Genomic DNA, 18,011 nt, shown 5'->3' on the forward strand with positions numbered 1-18,011 from the left:
CCCCTCACCGCTCGGCGGACGCGGGCGGCGCAGTGCGCTTACGCGTACCGCCCCGCGAACCAGTCCCCCGCCGCCTTCGTGTGCAGCGGGAACGCCAGCGGCTGCGGGCCGCGCAGGACGTGCCAGCCCGTGGTCTCGTCCGTGGGGGCGGACGCGGGCAGGGCGGAGGCCGGGCGGGTGGGGAGGAGGCCGAAGAGGATCAGGTGGCCGGCCGGGGAGCTGTGGGCGGCCGCCAGGGTCACCTCGTGGGCCGGGGCCTCGATGCCGGTCTCCTCGCGGAGTTCGCGGACGACCGACGTACGCCAGTCCTCGCCGAAGTCCATGAACCCGCCGGGCAGGGCCACGCCGCCGAGGGCCGGCTCGATGGTGCGGGTGATGACCACCAGGCCGGTGCCGAGCTCGTCCTCGACGGGCAGGAGGGCCACCGCGACCGGGAGCGGGTTGCGGTAGGCGACCTGGCCGCACGAGGGGCAGGTACGGGGCCAGTCGGCCGAATCGAACAGTGCTCCGCAGGTGGAGCAGTGCGAGTCCCTCAGGTGTGCCGGCATGCGGCGATGGTATGCCAAGGGACATGAGGACGACGCTCGTTGTGGTCGGTGCGGTCGCTGCGGTCCTCGCGGCCGTTTCGGGAAGTGCGGGAGCGACGGCCGGCGGGTCCCCGCCCCCGGCCCCCGGGTTCGCCGTGCTGGCGGAGGTCGATCCGACCATCGGCCAGGACATGCGGTACGCCACCGCGCACAACTTCACCGGGGCCGTCGTCGACGGCTACGAGGAGCCTGCCTGCCTCCTCGCGCGGCCCGCCGCCCGGGCGTTGCGGCGGGCACAGCGCGAGGTGCTGCGGCGCGGGTACTCCCTCCTGGTCCACGACTGCTACCGGCCGCAGCGGGCCGTGGACCGGTTCGTGCGCTGGGCCGGGGACCCGGCGGATCAGAGCACGAAGGCGGAGTACTACCCCCGGGTGGACAAGGACCGGCTGATCCCGGAGGGGTACATCGCCGAGAGGTCGGGGCACAGTCGCGGGAGCACCGTGGACCTGACACTGACCGGCCCCGGCGGGGAGCCCGTGGACATGGGGACCCCCTTCGACCGCTTCGATCCGCTCGCGCACACCGACAGCCCGCTCGTCACCGGCCCGGCCCGCGAGCACCGCGATCTGCTCGGGCGGGTGCTCGCCGCCCAGGGGTTCGTGAACCTGCCCGAGGAGTGGTGGCACTTCACGTACAGGCCGGAGGCGTTCCCGGACACGTACTTCGACTTCCCCGTCTCTGTCGCCGCCGTCCACCCCTGAGTACGGTGCCCGGCATGACATTCGGTTCCTACGAGGAGTTCTGGCCCTACTACGTGGCGATGCACTCCCGCGCCGCCACCCGGTGGATCCATCTCACCGGCACCCTCACCGGCCTCGCCGTCACCGCCTGCGGACTGGCGCGCGGGCGCAGGCGCTACCTCGCCGCACTCCCCCTCATCGGGTACGGGACGGCATGGCCCGCGCACTTCCTCATCGAGGGGAACAACCCGGCCACCTTCGGGAATCCGGGCTGGTCGCTGCGCGGGGACGCGCAGATGATCCGGATGATGCTGGCCGGGCGGGACGCGGAGCTGGGCGAGATCGCGCGGAAGTGGCTCGCCGAGAACCCGTGCCGACCGGGTGTTCCCATGACAGACTCCTGACGGATCGTCAGATCATCAGGAGTCTGTTTCGGGAGGGGTCTTGGAACGCACACGCACACCCGTCGTCAGCGGGTGGTTCACCGGGGACGACGCGGCGGAGGGCGTCGCGCCCGCCGGCGGCTTCCGGCTGCTCGGCACCCGGTGCTCCGCCTGCGCCGCCGTGTTCTTCCCGCGCGAGGACGCGTACTGCCGCAATCCGCACTGTCCCGGCGGCGGCGAGCTCGCGCAGACCGAGCTGTCCCCGCGCGGCCGCGTCTGGTCCTACACCGACGGCCGGTACCGGCCGCCCGCGCCGTACGTGTCCGACCCGGACGCGCCCTGGACCCCGTACACCCTGGTCGCCGTGGAGCTGGAGGCCGAGGGGATGGTCGTGCTCGGGCAGACGGTGCCCGGGGTGACGGTCGCCGATCTGGCGGTCGGGATGGAGGTCGAGGTGGTGGGCGGCGTGCTGAACGAGGACGCCGAGTCCGCCACCACCTGGACCACTTGGCACTTCCGGCCGGTGGAGGTGAAGGAATGAGCGGCTCCTCCGCAGACATAGCCGTCCTCGGGGCCGGTATGCACCCGTGGGGCAAGTGGGGACGCAGCTTCGTCGAGTACGGACGGGCCGCCGCCCGGACCGCGCTCGCCGACGCCGGGCTGGAGTGGACCGACGTGCAGTCCATCGTCGGGGCCGACACCGTACGGTCGGGCTACCCCGGCTACGTGGCCGGCGCCACCTTCGCCCAGGCCCTCGGCTGGCAGGGCGCGCGCGTGACCAGCGTGTACGCGGCCTGCGCGTCCGGAGCCCAGGCCATCGGGGCGGCCCGCGCGCAGATCCTGGCCGGACTGGCCGACGTGGTGCTGGTGGTCGGGGCGGACGCCGCGCCGAAGGGGTTCTTCGCCCCGGCGGGCGGGGACCGGCCGGACGACCCGGACTGGCTGCGCTTCCGGGTCCTGGGGGCCACGAACCCCGCCTACTTCGCGCTGTACGCCCGCAGGCGCATGGCCCTCTACGGGGACACCGGGGAGGACTTCGCGCAGGTCAAGGTGAAGAACGCGGCGGCCGGGCTGCTCAACCCGAACGCCCGCTACCGCAAGGCCGTGACGGCCGAGGAGGTGGCCGCCTCGGCGATCGTCGCCGATCCGCTGCGGCTGCTCGACATCTGCGCCACCTCCGACGGGGGCGCGGCGCTCGTGCTGAGCAGCATGGACTTCGCCCGCTCCCGGGGGGTCGCCGACCCGGTGCGGATCCGGGCCGTGTCCACGGTGACGCCCACGTATCCCCGTACGGTCCTGGACCTGCCGGACATCGCCACCGACTCGGTGACCGCGGTGGAGCCTGCGGCGGGGTCCTTCAGGGCCTCGATCGCACGGGCGGCCTACGAGGAGGCGGGGCTCGGGCCCGACGACCTCTCGCTGGCCGAGGTGTACGACCTGTCCACCGCGCTGGAGCTGGAGTGGTACGAGGACATCGGCCTGTGCGGGCAGGGCGAAGGGGCCAAGCTCGTACGGGAGGGCGCGACCGCGCTCGGCGGGCGGATCCCGGTCAACACCAGTGGCGGGCTGGCCTCGTTCGGCGAGGCGGTCCCGGCGCAGGCCATTGCCCAGGTGTGTGAGCTGACCTGGCAGCTGCGGGGTACCGCCGGGGACCGCCAGGTGCCGGGGGCGCGGGCCGGAATCACCGCGAACCAGGGGCTGTTCGGCCACGGCTCCGCGGTCGTCGCGGTGCGGTGAGCCCGGCGCCGGACACTGGCTGAACAGGGGCTGTTGTCCACACGCTTGACGGCCCCTGACGGCGGGTTCACACTCTCTCCACAGTCCCGCTCCGCGACCGGGACCCCTGATCCCCCCATGAGAGCTGCGGCCCGTACCCCAGTCGGCGGGGGTACGGGCCGCCTCCATGTCACGGGCCGGCGGCCGGGGTCGTCCGCCGGGGTCAGGCCCCGGCCGTCAGGCTCCGGCGCCGGGCCCGCGCCAGCGTCATCGCATGCTCCACGACCCCCACCAGGACGTCCTTCACGGACTCCCGGTCCCGGGCGTCGCACAGCAGGACCGGCACCTCCGGGGTGAGGTCGAGCGCCTCCCGCACGGACACCACGGGGTGGCGGTCGGCGCCGTCGAAGCAGTTCACCGCCACCACGAAGGGGATCTCGCGCCGTTCGAAGTAGTCGACGGCGGCGAAGCAATCGGCGAGGCGCCGGGTGTCCGCGAGGACGACCGCCCCGAGGGAACCCTGGGCCAGCTCGTCCCACAGGAACCAGAACCGGTCCTGTCCGGGCGTGCCGAACAGGTAGAGCACCAGGTCCTCGCGCAGCGTGATGCGCCCGAAGTCCATGGCCACGGTCGTGGTGTTCTTGCCCTCCACTCCCCCGGTGTCGTCGACGCGGCGGCCCGGTTCGGAGAGCCGTTCCTCCGTCCGCAGCGGTCTGATCTCGCTCACCGCACTGACCAGGGTGGTCTTGCCCACCCCGAAACCGCCCGCGACCAGGATCTTCAGGGTCAGCGGCTCGACCGGCGTCACGGCATGCATGGCGCCGGTGCGGCTAGAGCGCCCGAAGGCCATCGATCACCTCACGCAGTATGGATTCGTCGGGCAGTTCGGCCGGGGGGACCGGCCTGGTCACGTGGACCAGTTCGTCGTCGACGAGGTCGCCGATCAGGACGCGTACGACACCGACCGCGAGGTCGAGCTCCGCCGCGAGTTCCGCGACGGACTGCGGGCGTTGTCGGCACAGTCCGAGGATGTGGGCGTGTTCCGGGGACAGCGTCGCGTCCCAGACCGGGTCGTCGGCCGCGGGCTCCGCGACCACGAGGGCGATCAGGTCGAGCCGGTGCTGGCCCGCGTGGCTGGTCCGGCCGCGGGTCATCGCGTACGGGCGCACGACGGGACCCGCCTCGTCGTCGAACCACTGCTCGGGCGCCTGGTCGGACGGCTGGTCGGAAGGCTGGCCGGGCGCCTCGTCGCGGGCGGGGTGGGGGAAGCGGGCGGGGTGGTCCTGGCCTGAATCGCTCATGCCGTACGACTCACCCTCCGGCTGGCAGCCCTGTGCGCGGGGCGGTCGCCAGGTGGTCACCGACGCGCTTGACCATGAGGGTCATCTCGTAAGCGACCTGCCCGACATCGGAGTCGGAGTCGGCGAGGACCGCCAGGCAGCTGCCGTCCCCGGCGGCCATGACGAACAGGAACGCCTCGTCCAGCTCGACCACGGTCTGGCGGACCTTGCCCGAGTCGAAGTGGCGGCCGACGCCCTTGGCCAGGCTGTGGAATCCGGAGGCCACGGCCGCCAGGTGCTCGCTGTCCTCGCGGGTGAGGTCCTTGGAGCTGCCGGTGGGCAGGCCGTCGCCGGAGAGGACCACCGCCTTGCGGATGCTGGCGACCTTGTCCACGAGCTCGTCGAGAAGCCAGTTGAGCGGGCCGGAGCCGCGGCCCCTGGTGTCGTTGCCGGACTGCGGTGCGGTCATCGACCGTCCCCTTCGTTCTCGTATCCGGGCCCGGTGGCGGCAGGGGTGCCGGCCTCGGTCCCGGACGGCTGCGGTGCTTGGTTCCGGACGTCCTGCCGGGCCTCGGGCCGGGCGTCGCGGCGTGCGTCCTGCTGCGGGTCCTGCTGCGCGTTCTGCTGCGCCTGCTGGTCACGTCCGGCCGTCCAGCCGCGCTGGAGCGCGGACATGCGGCGGCGTACGTCCTCCGCGTCGCGGTCCTCCACCGATTCGGCGGCGGCTTCGGCGGGTGCCGGGGCCGGGGCGTTCTTGAGCTGGGGCGCGAGGCTGGCCTGCCGGACCCGGCGCGGCAGGGCCGTGCCCTGGGCCTGGCCGGTCCTGGCCCGGGTCGCTTCGGGGGCGCCCTGGGCCGGTTCGGGGTCCGGGACCGCGGAGACCGGCCGGGGCACCCGGCGGCCGTGCTCGGCGACCAGGGTCGGCGTGGGGCGGCGGCGCGGGAGCGGTACGGTGCCCGCCGCGCGGGAGCCTTCGGCTCGGGCGGGCTCCGGGCGGGGGGACTCCAGGCGGACCGGGCCGGTAGGGGCCAGGGGCTCGCGGTCGCGGTCGGAGCCGCGGTCCCGGTCCGGGGCGCCGTTGCCGCTCCGGTCGCGGAAGCCGTCGAGGTCGCGGAAGCCGTCGCGGCCCCCGTCGCGTTCGAGGGGCCGGGCGCCGCCGCGCTCGGCGGCGTCCGCGGCCCGCTCGCTGATGCGCTCCCCGATGCGGTCGCCCTTCCAGGGCGTGCCGCGCTCGGCGTGCCGCTCGGTGTGCCGCTCCGCGTGCGGCCGGCCCGCCGGGCGCAGGCCCAGCAGGGCGCTGCGCGGGGTGCCGTTCGGCGGGGTCTCGTCGTCGAGGGTGGCCATGGCGGGCCGCCCCTTGGCTCCGGGGCTCCCGGTGGCCCCGGAGATCCCGGTGAGGCCCGCGATGGCGCCGGAGGTCCCCTCCAGGGCCGTGACGGGGTCCTCCAGCCCCGGGATGCCGACAGGGGCCTCCAGTTCGACAGGGCCGCGCAGTTCGGCGCCGGCCGGGAGCCGGCGGTCGGCGGGGCCGCCCTCGACGGCTGCGGCCGCGGGACGGGCGGGGCCGCCGACGGCCTTGCCGCCGGCCAGGCGGATGCCGGCGCCGTCGGTCTCGGGGGCCTCCGTGAGCAGGGCCACGGGGAGGAAGACCACCGCGGTGGTGCCTCCGTAGGGGCTGGGCTGGAGGCCGACCTTGACGTCGTGGCGGCGCGCGAGGCGGCTGACCACGAACAGGCCGAGCCGGTCGGTGTCGGAGAGTTCGAACTCCGGGGTCTCGGCGAGGCGCAGGTTCGCGTCGAGCTGCGCCTCCGGGGTCATGCCGAGGCCGCGGTCGTGTATTTCCAGGGTGAAGCCGTTGGCTACGCGTTCGCCGAGGACCTGGACCGCCGTGTGGGGCGGGGAGAACACCGTGGCGTTCTCCAGGAGTTCGGCGACGAGGTGGGTGACGTCGGCGACGGCCGGGCCCACGATGCCCAGGCGCGGCAGTCGGCGTACCTCGATGCGCTCGTAGTCCTCGACCTCGGCGACGGCGGCCCGTACGACGTCCATCAGCTGGACGGGCTTGCGCCACTGGCGGGAGGGTGCGGCGCCGGAGAGGATCACCAGGCCCTCGGCGTGGCGGCGCATGCGGGTGGTCATGTGGTCGAGGCGGAAGAGGTCGGCGAGCTCCTCGGTGTCCTCGGTGCGCCGCTCCATGGTGTCGAGCAGGGTGAGCTGGCGGTGCAGGAGCACCTGGTTGCGGCGGGCGAGGTTGACGAACACCTCGGAGACGCCGCGGCGCAGTTCCGCCTGCTTGACGGCGGCCTCGATGGCGGCGCGCTGGAGGGTGTTGAGGGCCTGGCCGACCTGGCCGACCTCGTCCTTCTCGTACTCCAGGCGGGGCGCCTCGGTCTCGACGTCCACGGTCTCGCCGGCGGCGAGGCGGCGCATGACGCCGGGGAGGCGGACGCCGGAGACCTCGTGGGCCTCCTTGCGGAGCCGGGACAGGTCGCGGATCAGCTCGCGGCCGATGCGCACGGACAGGACGAGGGAGACGATGAGGGCGATGAAGCCGAGGATTCCGGCGACGGCGGCCTGGAGCAGCACGTTCATGGCCACGGGCTGGACGCGCTTCTGGTAGCGGTCGCCGGCGGCGGTGCCCATGGTGGCGAGGTCGTCGAGGACCTTCTGCGCGGCCGTGTCCCACTGGGCGGCGCTGACGCCGCGCGGGTTGTTGTGGCCGGGGCCCGAGGTGATGAATCGTTCCTCTGCCTCGCGCAGGGCGCGGCTCTCCGGGTTGTTCCAGTACTGCTCGAACAGCTCCCGGTCGGCGGCCGGGAGGATCGCGAGGTTGAACTCGTAGAGCAGCTTGCGGTTGGCGACGAAGTCGGAGACGTGCCGGACATCCTCCTGGCCGACGTTGCGGGAGGCCAGGGCCGAGGCGATGACGGCGTCCTCGCGCGAGAGCGTCTCGCGGGCGCGGGTGATCCCGACGAGGGCGCGGCCCTGCTTGTCCATCTCCACGTTCTCGAGCGCGTGGAGGTTCATGAGGAACTCGTAGCAGGGGTCGACGAGGCGGTTGTACAGGTCCAGCGCCTGGGTGGTGTTGAGGGAGCCGGCGTCGACGGCTCCGCGCAGGGCGCCGATGCCGTGGAGGGCTTCCAGGATGGAGTTCAGGCGCTGGGCGGCGGGCGGGGTGAGCTCGTCGGCCACCTTGGGGTCACTGGCGTCGGCGGCGATCTTCGCGACCAACTCGTCGGTGGCGCCGCGCCGCTTGGCGAGTTCGGCGGTCGCGGTGGACGCGCGGGGGTCTCCGATGACCACGAGGGTCTGGCGGCGTTCCTTCTGGACGACGCGGACGACGTCCTCCACGGGGTAGCCGACCTTGTCGATGACGTAGGCCACGCCGAGGAGTTGGAAGGCCTCCTGACCGGTGATCGCGGTGGCGAAGCCCCAGAGGGCGGTCAGGGAGACGAGCGGCACAAGGAGCAACGCCACGATCTTCCGGCGGATGGACTTCCCGCGAAAGCGCATGGCCTCCCCAGCCTCCCCCAGCTCAACCCCGTTACCGGGGGTTGGTGTTCCGTCATTTAAACGGCGTGAGCCTACTACTGCCACAGGGCACCCTCGAAGGCCTGTCCGGACGTTTTCGGCCGAAGCCTCGTGCGAAGATCACGAGTTGTCCGATAGTTCCGGTCAGGAGCGGACCGATATGTGGCAGATGACACTTGGTGCGGCGTCAGTTCCCGTACCTGAATGGATGGCTGGAATTCTTCGTTCCGCGATGAAGCCGCGCGTTCCGGAGGTCCGGGATACGGGAATCTCTCGAAGATGCCGTACGTCTAGCTGTTCGGGTGGGCATGAGCGACCTTGTGGAGGGGAGGGAGCGGGGCATGGCGAAGAGGTACGAGGACGGCGGCGCGGGGTCTGCGGCGTCGGCCGGGCGGGCCCTGTGGGTCGACGAGGCGGCGGGGCGCCGTCGCATGCCGGATCCGGTGCGCGAGTCCGCCGTGCGCGCGGTGCTGATAGTGGCCGTGACGCTGACGGACGCGACGATCGCCTTCTTCCTGGCGGTCACCGGCTCCTGGCTGGCCTTCCCGCTGTCGCTCTGCGCGATAGCCGGGACGGTCGTGGCCACCTGGGGCGTGCTGGACGTGCTGATCACCCGGCAGATGTGGAACCAGCGGTACGGGGTCCTCTCGGAGCCGAGCAGCACGGCGCGGGTCGCTCCGCGGGCACGGCGGAAGGCGGACAGGCAGGCGGCCCGGCAGGCGGGGCGAATGCGCGAGCGCGGCGCGGCGACCGGCGCCGCCTGGTCTCCGCCCGCGGGCGACGGGCGCTACCGGACCGGCACCGGGCAGCACTGACCCCTCCGGTCCGGGCCCCGGCAGCCCGGCCGGTGCGGACGTAGGGGCAGTACGGTCCGGAGCCGGTGCGTCCGCGGCACGGCGTTCCCGCGGCCCCGGACTCCGCCCCACGGCCGGCCGCCCGCCGGTCGGAGGCCGGCGCAGCGGCGCGAAGCCGGGGAGGCCGTCTACGGCCGAGCCGTGCGAGCGGCGCGTCAGGAAGACGAGAGGTCGCGGCGGAACATCCGGGTCGCCGTGATCTCGCCGTGGATCGTCTCCTCGCCGGGGGACTGCTGGGGCAGCCCGGGGCGCAGGTGCTCCTCGACGCTGATGTACTTCAGCCCGGCCCGCAGGTCGGCGTCGTTGCGAAGCCGGATGACCAGCGGGAACTCGGCGAGGGCCGTCGTGTCGAACAGGCCCGTCGTGTACAGCAGCTGGACCCCGAGGGCGTCCGAGACGGCCCGCTGGAGCTCCAGCAGGTACGTGGCGTTCGCGCGCCCGATCGGGTTGTCGAGGAACAGCGTGCCCGCGTGCCGGTGCTTGTCCCGGCCCCGGTCGTTGCTGCGCAGCGCGGCCATCGTGCAGTAGAGCGCGATCGCGGCGGTGAGCAGCTGGCCTCCGGAGAACACGTCGCCCATCTGGCCGACCGGGACCCGCTCGGCGCGCAGTACCGCGTCCGGCTTGAGGATCTCCACCGAGATGCCCTTGGGCTCCAGGGCCGCCGAGACCCCGTGCAGCAGCAGCGACATGCCGTCGCGGCGGCCTTCGCCGAAGGAGGCGGTGCTGTTCTTCTTCACGGCCGCGCGGGTCGCCTCGTCGATGACCTCGCCGAGCCGCTCGGTGAGGGTGGCCTGGTCGGGCTCCTCGAAGCGGATCCGCACGAACTCCTGGCCCGACCACTCCCCCAGGCCCTCGGGGAGCTGGGAGAGCCGCTGGGCGGAGCGCAGGGTGGCCAGGGCGGATTCCACGAGTCCGCGCAGCCGGTCCACGATGCTGTCGCGGTTGCGCTCCAGCTGCGCCAGCTCGTCGGTGAGGACGCGCAGCCGGGGGGCGAAGGCGGTGGCCCAGGCCGCCGCGTGCTCGGGCAGGGCGGAGGCGGGCAGTTCGCGGATCTGCTGGCGCGCGGGGGTGCGTACCTGCTCGTAGCGGTTGGCGTTGGCGTGGCGGACCAGGATGTCGCTCGCCTCGCGGACGGCGGCCTCGGCGGCCGACAGCTCGGCGGCGCAGCCCCGTAGCGAGCGGCGGGCCTCCATGGCCGACTGGCGGGCCTCCTCCAGGGTGCCGGGGTGGGACACCGGCTCCTGCTCGTCCTCCTGGTGGGTGTGGTCGCGCAGCAGGTCCCGGAGCAGGGCGGCGGTCTCGTCGAAGCCGCCCGCGCCGTCCTCGGCCGTGCGGTGGGCGCGCAGCAGGTCGGCGTGGGCCGACCGCGCGGTGTCCAGGGCGGCGCTGTGGGCGCCGAGCCGGGCGGTGGCGGTGCGGAGCATGGCCTGGGCCTGCTCGACGTCGTCGGGGACCAGTTCCTCGGGCAGTTCGGTGTGCGCCTCGCCCTCGGCGGGGGCGTGCCGTTCGGCCTCGCCGCGCAGTCGGCCGAGCTGCTCGCTCGCGGTGGAGGCGCGGGTTTCCAGCATCTGTACGAGGGCCTCGGCGCGGGCGGCCGCGGCCTGCCGGGAGGGGCCGTCGGCGCCGTCGGTGCCTTCCAGGAGCTGGGCGGCGCGGGTGCGGACCTTGTTGGTGAGGCGGTCGAGCTCGGCGAGGGCGGCGCTCTCGTCGCTCTCGGCGCGGGCCTGTTCGGCGCGCAGGTCGGCGCCGACGCCGACCTTCTCGTAGAGGCGGGAAGCGGCGCGGTAGGCCTCGCGGAGGTCGGGCAGCGGGGCCTTGGCCGTGCCGTCGTCGGCGGGCAGCGGGTCCGGGGCTCCCGCGACCTCGGCGCGTTCGCCGCGCAGGGCGCGGGCGGTGCGGCGGGCGTCGTCTGCGGCGCGCTGGGCGGCGCGGCGGTCCTCGTCGGCGGCGCGGGCCCGGTCGAGGAAGACCTCGGCGCGGGCCTCGGACTCGGCGGTTTCCTCGGCGAGTTCGCGCAGTCGGCTCTGCCAGCCGGCGCGCTCGCGCAGCCGGTAGGCGAGTCCGGCGAGGGCGTCGGCGACGCGGCGGGCGCGCTGGGCGGTGTCCTGGCGTTCGTCGCGGATGCGGGCGGCGTCGGCAGAGACCTCGTCCGCCTCGGCGCGAACGGTACGGGCCTGCGTGAGCTCGGCCTCGGTCTCCTCGGCGAAGGTGCGGGCGGCGGCGGCCTGCTCCGCGAGTTCGGCGAGCCGGCCGGGCGGGCAGCCGGTGCGCCAGGAGCGCAGTCGGGCGGCGAGTTCGCGGTCGCCGGAGAGGCGGGCGGCCAGCTCGCGGATCTCCGTGTCGCGGGCGGTGGCGCGGGTGCGCAGCGCCTGGCGCTCCTCGTCGGCGGCGTGTTCGTCGTGCATCGCCGGGTTCGGCGGGACGATGAAGATGCCGGAGACTCCGGTGCCGGTGCCGTCGTCGCCGTCCACCGCCGGCGCGGGGGCCAGCAGCGCGGCGGCGGTGCCGACGGCGACGGTGGAGCGGGGCAGCAGGGCGGCGCCGGAGAGGACCTCGCGGGCGCGGGCGTGGGTGTCGGGGTCGGTGATGACGACGCCGTCGACGAGTTCGGGGCGGGCGGCGAGGACGGCGGCGTGGGCGGCGGGGTCCACGGACTGGGCGAGGTAGCGCCAGCCCGGGAGGGCCGGGATGCCGTGTTCGCCGAGGTACTCGACGGTGGCGAGGACGTCCGGGCCGGGCGGCAGCAGGCCGCCGTCGCCGAGGGCTCCGAGGATCCGGGAGTCGTCGGCGGCGGCGGTGCGCAGCTCGAAGAGCTGGCGTTCGGCCGAGCCGACGGTATCGGTCAGCATCCGGGCCAGTTCGTCGGAGCCCCGGTCGAGGTCGGCGACGGTGAGCCCGCCGGGGGTTGCGGCGCTGCCGGGCTGCCCGACGGGGCCGGCCCCGGGGACGGAGGCGTCGGTGGTGTCGGAGGCAGAAGGCAGGCCGAGCAGGGCGGCCAGGCGGGACGACGCCGCCAGAGAGGCGGCGGCGCGTTCCTCGGCTTCGTGGGCGGCCTCGGCCGCGTCGGCGGCGTCCGCCGCCCGGGCGGCGGTGAGTTCGGCGCGGGATTCCGCCCCGGTGGCCTCACGGGCGGCTTCCGACGCGCTGCGGGCGGCTTCGCGGGACTCGTCCCAGGCGGCCACGGCCGTCTTCTCCGCGTCGGCGGCGGCCAGGGCGGCGCGCGCCGGGTCGGCGTCGGGGGCGGAGTCGTCGAGCCAGCCGGCCCGGACGGCCTCGTCGGTCTCCTGCTGGACCTCCGCGAGGCGGGCGCGCAGGTGCTCGGCCTCGCTGCGGGTGCGCTGGGCGGCCGTGGCGGCGGCGGTGGCGTCGCGGTGGGCGGCCTCGCCGGTCGCCTGGAGGACGGCGGACCGCTCCTCCTCCTCGTTGGCGGCCCGTTCGCCCTGCTCCGCGGCGGTGTGCAGGGCCCGTACGAGTTCGGCGGCGGCGGTGGCGCGGGCGGCCAGCGCGGGGGCTGCGTCACGCTCGGCCTCCAGGATCGCGGCGGCGACCCGGGCGGAGCCGTCGGCGGCGGCGCGGTGGCGCAGGACGATCTCGGCGGCCTGCCAGGCGGAGTGCAGGGTGCGGGCTTCGAGGAGCTCGCGGCGCTGCGCGGCGGCGGCCTTGTCCGCGACGGTCAGGGCCAGCGAGGCGTGCCGGTAGGCGAGTTCGGCGGAGACGGCGGCGCTGCGGGAGCGCGCGGACTCGGCGGCGGTGACCTCGTGGGCGGCGCCGGTGACCCGCTGCGCGAGGTCGGCGGCGAGGCCGCGTTCCTCGGTCGCGCGGGCTGACAGCCGCCGGGCGAGGGAGCGGGTGCGGCGTTCGGCGCCGGCGTGGACGTCGCGCAGCCGGGAGCGGGTCCCGGCGGCTTCGACGATCTTGGTGAGGAGGTCCACGGAGCCCGCGGTGAACTCCCGTTCGGCCATCAGCTCGGCACGGCGGCCGAGCTTGTTGCCGAAGCCGTGGACGAGGTCGGCGAGGCCGTCGGTGTCCCGGGTGTCGGTGACGGCGCGCAGCAGGAGGTCGGTGAAGTCGGAGTCCTTCTTCACCGCGAAGAGGCCGGCGGCCTCGCCCTCGTCGGCGTTCATCTCGCGCTGGTAGCGGAAGAGTTCGGGGTCGAGGCCGACCTCGGTGAGGTGCTCGTTCCAGCGGTCGTGGATCTCCTCGAAGTACACCTCGAGGTGCGGGTAGGCCTTGCCGGCTTCGGTGAGGGCGTCGCGGAAGCCCTTCATCGTGCGGCGCCGCCCCCGGGCGCCGGAGACGCCCTCGACGGGCGGGCGCACCGAAGTGGCCTCGGCCACCGGGAGGTTGTCCAGGCTCAGCCCGGGGCCGGGGCGGAAGGAGTACCAGGCCTCGGCGAACTTGCGCGGGTCGTTGGAGACCTGGCGTCCGCGCCACTCGCTGACCTTGCCGACGACCACGCATTCGCCGGTCTGGGTGTGCTGCCACTCCAGCGCCACGTGGCCGCAGTCGTCGGCGAGCAGGAACTTGCGCAGCACGCCGGAGCTGGCGCCGCCGAGGGTGTTGCGGTGGCCGGGCAGCATCACCGAGAAGATCAGCTTGAGGAGGACGGACTTGCCGCCGCCGTTCTCCAGGAACAGCACGCCGGCCGGCGCGGGGCGGCGCGGCGGGCCGGTGGGCTCGTCCTCGAAGAACTCCGCCTGCGCGGGCGCCGGGTGGGGCACCGGCTGGCCGACTCCGCGCAGGTCGAGCACGGTGTCGGCGTAGCGCGCGCCCGCGGGCCCGATGGAGTAGAGGCGGATCCGGGACAGCTCGTACATGGCGGCGGGTTCTCGCGGTCTCTCGTGGTTCGTACGGGGATCGGTGACTCGGCGGGTCGGCGGCTCCGCGGCGGGGAGCCCGGCCGGCTCGGCGGACCGGCGGCTCAGCCGTGGAAGGGCAGACCGGCGTCGGCGGCGAGTTCGAGGTCGTCGCCCTCGGGCGGCGGCAGCAGGCTGGCGGACCCGTCGCTGACGGGGACCACTCCCAGCTCCAGCAGCTCGGCCATGGCGGCGCTGCCCGCCATGTCGCGGACCTGGAGCTGGTAGCGGGGGGTGGTGCGGTAGGTGCCTCCGGAGTCGTCCCCGGTGCGCTGGAGGAATCCGGAGTCGGTGAGGAATGCGGCGGCCTTGCCGACGATGCCGGTGGTGGAACCGGCCAGGCGGCGCGCGTCCTTGGTGGCGCCGGTCGCGCTGCGGCGGGCGTAGACCCGCCAGGCGGCCTCCAGGCCGGGGGCGTCGGAGGCCGGGTCGGTGTTCTCCCCGAGCTCCTCGGCACGCTCCTCCAGGCGGCGGCAGGTCTGCCGGACGAAGGCGTCGACCCCGTTGACGGTGATCCGGCCGATGTAGCCGTCGTCGGCGAGGTCCTCGGGGCGGGGGAAGGCCAGGGCGGCGACGGCGAGGTGGGCGAGGCCGTGCAGGAAGCGGTCGGCGGAGTCGGCGGTGGCACGGCGGGCGTAGTCGCCCATGCGGACGGCGAAGACGGAGTCCTCACCGGCGGCGACGGCCATCCCGGCGCGCGGGGACACCTCCAGGACGACGAGCCCGAGGCCGGTGGCGACGGCGTCGGCGAGCCGGCCGAAGGCGGGGTCCTCGCGGTAGCGGCGCAGCAGCTCCGCGTACTCGGCGTCACGAGCGGGCAGCAGCTTGGGCTGGAGCCCGAAGGCGACGAGTCGCGCGGCGTCGGCGGCGTCGGCCGGGGTCACGGGGGTGACCCCGGGTCCCGGGGTCGGAGCCTGTCCCTGGGGCGGGGCCTGGACCTGGACCTGGGCCTGTCCCTGGAGGGTGGCCGCCGGGACCGATGCCTCGTGTGCGTCGGGCTCGCTCCACGCGGGGTGCTGCTCGGCGTGGTGGTCGCTCACGGGTACGTCTCCTCGGCGGTGCGGGTGATGGTGTGCGGTGCGGTGGCTCCGGCGACGGGTGGGGCATCTCCCCCACCCCGCCCCTTCCCGAAAGCGGGGGCCGGCCCCCACACCCCCGGACGGAGCCGCCGGGCCGGGGCCTGCGCCCCGGCGCCCGGCACGGAGGTACGGATCAACGCGGGCGTCGGGGCGGGCGTCGGGCAGGGACGCAGCCGCGCCAGGGCGGCGCAGGCGGCGGTCCCGGGCCCCGACGGGGCAGCCCAAGCAACAGCCGGCCCGGCCCCGGACAGGACGGCCGGAGCGGTCGCACGACCGATCGCCCCCGACCGGTGGAACGGGGCGCGGCGGACGCTCGTACCCGTGCCCGCCGACGCAGGCCCCGAAGGGGCCGACGAAGCGGCCGCACCGCCACCCGCTCCGGGTCGGTGGAGCAGGGTACGACGGCCGCCCGGGCCTCGGGGTGCGGCGGGCTCCCCGCCGTACTCGGGCACCGCCCCTGCTGCGGCCGGCACACGCAGCGCCGTAGGCCCGACAGCGCGGGCAACGGGGCGGGGGGCCGCTCCGGGGGTGGCCGGTCGGCGGGGTGCGGGCCCGGGGGCCGTTGCGCGACCCGGCCGGGGCAGGGGCGAGGTCATGCCGCCTCCGTGCGGTCCGCCGTCATGGCGGCCGCGTCGAGCAGGGCGGTGCCGACGATGAGGTCCGCGCCGCCGAATTCCGGGTCCTGGAGTTCGGTGCCGTCGTCGACCGCGAAGAGCAGCCGCTCCTCGCCCTGGCGGTACGCCGTGCCCACCGCCGGGCTCGCCGCGTGGACGGCCAGCAGGGCGACCAGGTACGGCAGGTCCGGGTCCGCTCGGCGGGCTTCGGCCAGCAGGCCCGAGAGCCGGCGCGGGGCGTCGTGCGGGAGTTCCAGGAGCTCCATCGCGGCGGCGAGCTGCTCCTCGCTGAACCGGCTGTCGTCCGGGGTCGCGATCAGGTCGGGCTCCGGCATCTCCGCGCCGAGGTGCTCCCGCTCCACCGGCGGGGTCAGCAGGATCTCCACCAGGTCGGCGACCCGGACCGAGACGGGGGTGCGCAGCCCGGCTCCGGCCGCGAAGAAGGCGTCGGTGACCCTGGAGGCCTGGGAGAGCGGCAGCGGCAGCAGGGGTGCCACGAGCTGCCCGTACAGGTCGATGCCGGAGCGCGGCGCGGGGGCCGCGAAGGCCTGGCGGTCCTGCTCGGCGCGGAAGAGCGGGCCGGCGTCCAGCAGCCGGGACTGCAGCTGCGTGTGGCGGCGGATGCAGTCCTTGACGATGTCGACGAGCTCGGCGGCGCGCCGCTTGTTGTCGGGCTCCTCGGCTTCGTCGCGCGCCTTGCGGATGTTGGTCAGGATCGCGTTCTCGTGGCGGTAGCGGTCGGCGACGTGGTCGAGGGCCTCGGCGATCATGTCGGGGACGGTCACCAGCCAGTCCACCGCCCGCACGTTGCGCCGGGTCGCGTCGAGCGTGCGCCGCAGGGTCTCGGCGTACTGGACGGTCCGGTAGCGGGCCTGTTCGGCGGCGAGCTGGGCGTCGGCGAGCCGGCCCCGGCTGATCAGGACCTCCAGTTTGACCTCGGCGGCGATCTGCGCGCTGGTGACGTCCGTGTCGAGGGCGCCGACCAGGACGTTGACGGCTTCGTCCGTGGTCCGCAGGTACACGGCGCCGCCGTAGCCCGGGACTTCCTCGATCAGCTTGAAGTCGTAGTCCCGGCGGACGTACACGCCGTCCGGCCCGAAGGTGCCGTAGATCGCCCGGAAGCCGCGGTCGACGCTGCCGACGTTGATCAGGTTCTCCAGCACCCAGCGGGCCACCCGCTCGTGCTCGGCCGCCGGGCGGCCCGGCGCCTGGGCGGCGATGCGCGGAAGCAGCCTGGCCACTATCTGTTCGTGGTCGGCTCCGGTGTCGAAGTCCATGTTGAGGGTGACCAGGTCGATCGCGGCGAGCGCGACCTCCGCCATCGCGTAGCCCCCGTACTCGCCGGCCAGATTGGCCTTGCGTACGTCGAGGTCGTGCAGCGGGGCGGTGCAGGCGAGCGCGCGCAGGCGCCGAGCCAGGCCCTCGTCGGCGGCCGGGCCCGGCGCCGGGGACGGAAGGGTCTTCGCCGGGGCAGGGAAAGTCACGGACAAAGACTAGGCGCTGACAGTGACAACATCCCAAACGGGATGGTTCGGCGTCTTCGTCCCCGGCGGACGCGAGCACGGAACCCGAAGACGGACGCGAGCACGGACGCGAACACCGACGCGCGCTGCTCTACCCTCACCGCATGGCTTCCATGATCACACCGGATGCTTCCGGCCCCGCCCCCGTGATCGACCTCAACGCCGATCTCGGCGAGGGCTTCGGACGGTGGACATTGACCGACGACGAGGCTCTGCTGTCCGTCGTCACCAGCGCCAACGTCGCCTGCGGGTTCCACGCGGGCGACCCGTCCATCATGCGCCGCGTCTGCGAGCTGGCGGCCGCCCGCCGGGTGCGGATCGGCGCGCAGGTCTCGTACCGCGACCTGGCCGGGTTCGGGCGCCGCGCCATGGACGTGCCGGCCGGTGAGCTGGCCGACGAGGTGGCGTACCAGATCGGGGCGCTGGAGGTGTTCGCGAAGGCGGCCGGCTCCACGGTGTCGTACGTGAAACCGCACGGCGCGCTCTACAACCGGACCGTGCACGACGCCGATCAGGCCGGCGCCGTCGTCTCGGGCGTGCTGCTGGCGGCCGGGAGCGCGGGCCTCCCGGTGCTGGGCCTGCCCGGCTCGCTGCTGCTCGCCGCCGCCGAACGGGCCGGACTACCGGCCGTCCCGGAGGCCTTCGCCGACCGCGCCTACACCCCGGCGGGCACCCTCGTGCCGCGCGGCGAGCCGGGAGCCGTCGTGCACGACCCGGACGCGGTGGTCGCCCGCGCGGTCGCGATGGCCGCCGAGGGCGCGGTGGTGGCCGCCGACGGATCGCGCATCCCCGTGGCCGCCCGCTCGCTGTGCCTGCACGGGGACACCCCCGGGGCGGCGGAACTGGCCCTGCGCGTCCGGTCGGCGCTCGGCGCGGCCGGGGTCCGCGTGGAGGCCTTCGCGTGAACG

The 18,011-nt window shown here is 74.8% G+C and carries 14 protein-coding genes; 6 read left to right on the forward strand and 8 right to left on the reverse strand.

What is annotated here, in order from left to right; all coding sequences use genetic code 11:
• Nucleotides 1-38: 38 nt before the first annotated feature.
• Nucleotides 39-548: an NUDIX domain-containing protein gene (locus tag AC3IYJ_RS07060; RefSeq protein ID WP_489400480.1), complete on the reverse strand. Its 510-nt coding sequence runs from the start codon at nt 546-548 to the stop codon at nt 39-41.
• A 23-nt stretch (nt 549-571) separates the two neighbouring features.
• Here AC3IYJ_RS07060 and AC3IYJ_RS07065 point away from each other — a divergent pair, with 23 nt between their 5' ends.
• The 4 genes from AC3IYJ_RS07065 to AC3IYJ_RS07080 are packed head-to-tail and all read left to right on the forward strand — an operon-like array spanning nt 572 to nt 3,387.
• Nucleotides 572-1,288: a M15 family metallopeptidase gene (locus AC3IYJ_RS07065; protein ID WP_489400481.1), complete on the forward strand. Its 717-nt coding sequence runs from the start codon at nt 572-574 to the stop codon at nt 1,286-1,288.
• 14 nt (nt 1,289-1,302) lie between these two features.
• On the forward strand, nt 1,303-1,671 hold the full coding sequence (locus AC3IYJ_RS07070; RefSeq protein ID WP_489400482.1) for an Mpo1-like protein: 369 nt from the start codon (nt 1,303-1,305) through the stop codon (nt 1,669-1,671).
• Between the two features lie 40 nt (nt 1,672-1,711).
• Nucleotides 1,712-2,191: a Zn-ribbon domain-containing OB-fold protein gene (locus tag AC3IYJ_RS07075; protein WP_489400483.1), complete on the forward strand. Its 480-nt coding sequence runs from the start codon at nt 1,712-1,714 to the stop codon at nt 2,189-2,191.
• Complete coding sequence (locus tag AC3IYJ_RS07080) at nt 2,188-3,387, forward strand: lipid-transfer protein (RefSeq protein ID WP_489400484.1); 1,200 nt, start codon at nt 2,188-2,190, stop codon at nt 3,385-3,387. Before AC3IYJ_RS07075 ends, AC3IYJ_RS07080 begins: the two co-directional genes overlap by 4 nt.
• 202 nt (nt 3,388-3,589) lie before the next feature.
• Here AC3IYJ_RS07080 and AC3IYJ_RS07085 read toward each other — a convergent pair whose 3' ends face one another.
• The 4 genes from AC3IYJ_RS07085 to AC3IYJ_RS07100 are packed head-to-tail and all read right to left on the reverse strand — an operon-like array spanning nt 3,590 to nt 8,159.
• Entirely contained in the window at nt 3,590-4,216 is a 627-nt protein-coding gene (locus tag AC3IYJ_RS07085; protein WP_489400485.1) for a GTP-binding protein, read from the reverse strand.
• A complete protein-coding gene (locus AC3IYJ_RS07090; protein WP_489400486.1) occupies nt 4,197-4,667 on the reverse strand; it encodes a DUF742 domain-containing protein in 471 nt (156 codons plus the stop codon). Before AC3IYJ_RS07090 ends, AC3IYJ_RS07085 begins: the two co-directional genes overlap by 20 nt.
• A 10-nt stretch (nt 4,668-4,677) precedes the next feature.
• On the reverse strand, nt 4,678-5,115 hold the full coding sequence (locus AC3IYJ_RS07095; protein ID WP_330295286.1) for a roadblock/LC7 domain-containing protein: 438 nt from the start codon (nt 5,113-5,115) through the stop codon (nt 4,678-4,680).
• On the reverse strand, nt 5,112-8,159 hold the full coding sequence (locus tag AC3IYJ_RS07100) for a nitrate- and nitrite sensing domain-containing protein (RefSeq protein WP_489400487.1): 3,048 nt from the start codon (nt 8,157-8,159) through the stop codon (nt 5,112-5,114). The genes AC3IYJ_RS07095 and AC3IYJ_RS07100 overlap by 4 nt, the downstream gene beginning before the upstream one ends.
• 359 nt (nt 8,160-8,518) lie before the next feature.
• On the opposite strand from AC3IYJ_RS07100, the gene AC3IYJ_RS07105 reads away from it, so the two are divergent.
• On the forward strand, nt 8,519-8,992 hold the full coding sequence (locus tag AC3IYJ_RS07105) for a hypothetical protein (RefSeq protein WP_489400488.1): 474 nt from the start codon (nt 8,519-8,521) through the stop codon (nt 8,990-8,992).
• 194 nt (nt 8,993-9,186) lie between these two features.
• On the opposite strand, the gene AC3IYJ_RS07110 is transcribed toward AC3IYJ_RS07105, so the two are convergent.
• The 3 genes from AC3IYJ_RS07110 to AC3IYJ_RS07120 form a co-directional block, all read right to left on the reverse strand.
• The gene (locus tag AC3IYJ_RS07110) at nt 9,187-13,848 is read right to left on the reverse strand and encodes a hypothetical protein (RefSeq protein ID WP_489400489.1); all 4,662 of its coding nucleotides are present in this window, start codon (nt 13,846-13,848) and stop codon (nt 9,187-9,189) included.
• Between the two features lie 104 nt (nt 13,849-13,952).
• A complete protein-coding gene (locus AC3IYJ_RS07115) occupies nt 13,953-14,927 on the reverse strand; it encodes a hypothetical protein (protein WP_489400490.1) in 975 nt (324 codons plus the stop codon).
• 631 nt (nt 14,928-15,558) lie between these two features.
• Entirely contained in the window at nt 15,559-17,064 is a 1,506-nt protein-coding gene (locus AC3IYJ_RS07120; RefSeq protein ID WP_489400491.1) for a hypothetical protein, read from the reverse strand.
• A gap of 143 nt (nt 17,065-17,207) precedes the next feature.
• Here AC3IYJ_RS07120 and AC3IYJ_RS07125 point away from each other — a divergent pair, with 143 nt between their 5' ends.
• Nucleotides 17,208-18,008, forward strand: a complete 801-nt coding sequence (locus AC3IYJ_RS07125) for a LamB/YcsF family protein (protein ID WP_489400492.1) — start codon at nt 17,208-17,210, stop codon at nt 18,006-18,008.
• The last annotated feature ends 3 nt before the right edge of the window (nt 18,009-18,011 follow it).

Source organism: Streptomyces sp. GL_140 (assembly GCF_057834465.1).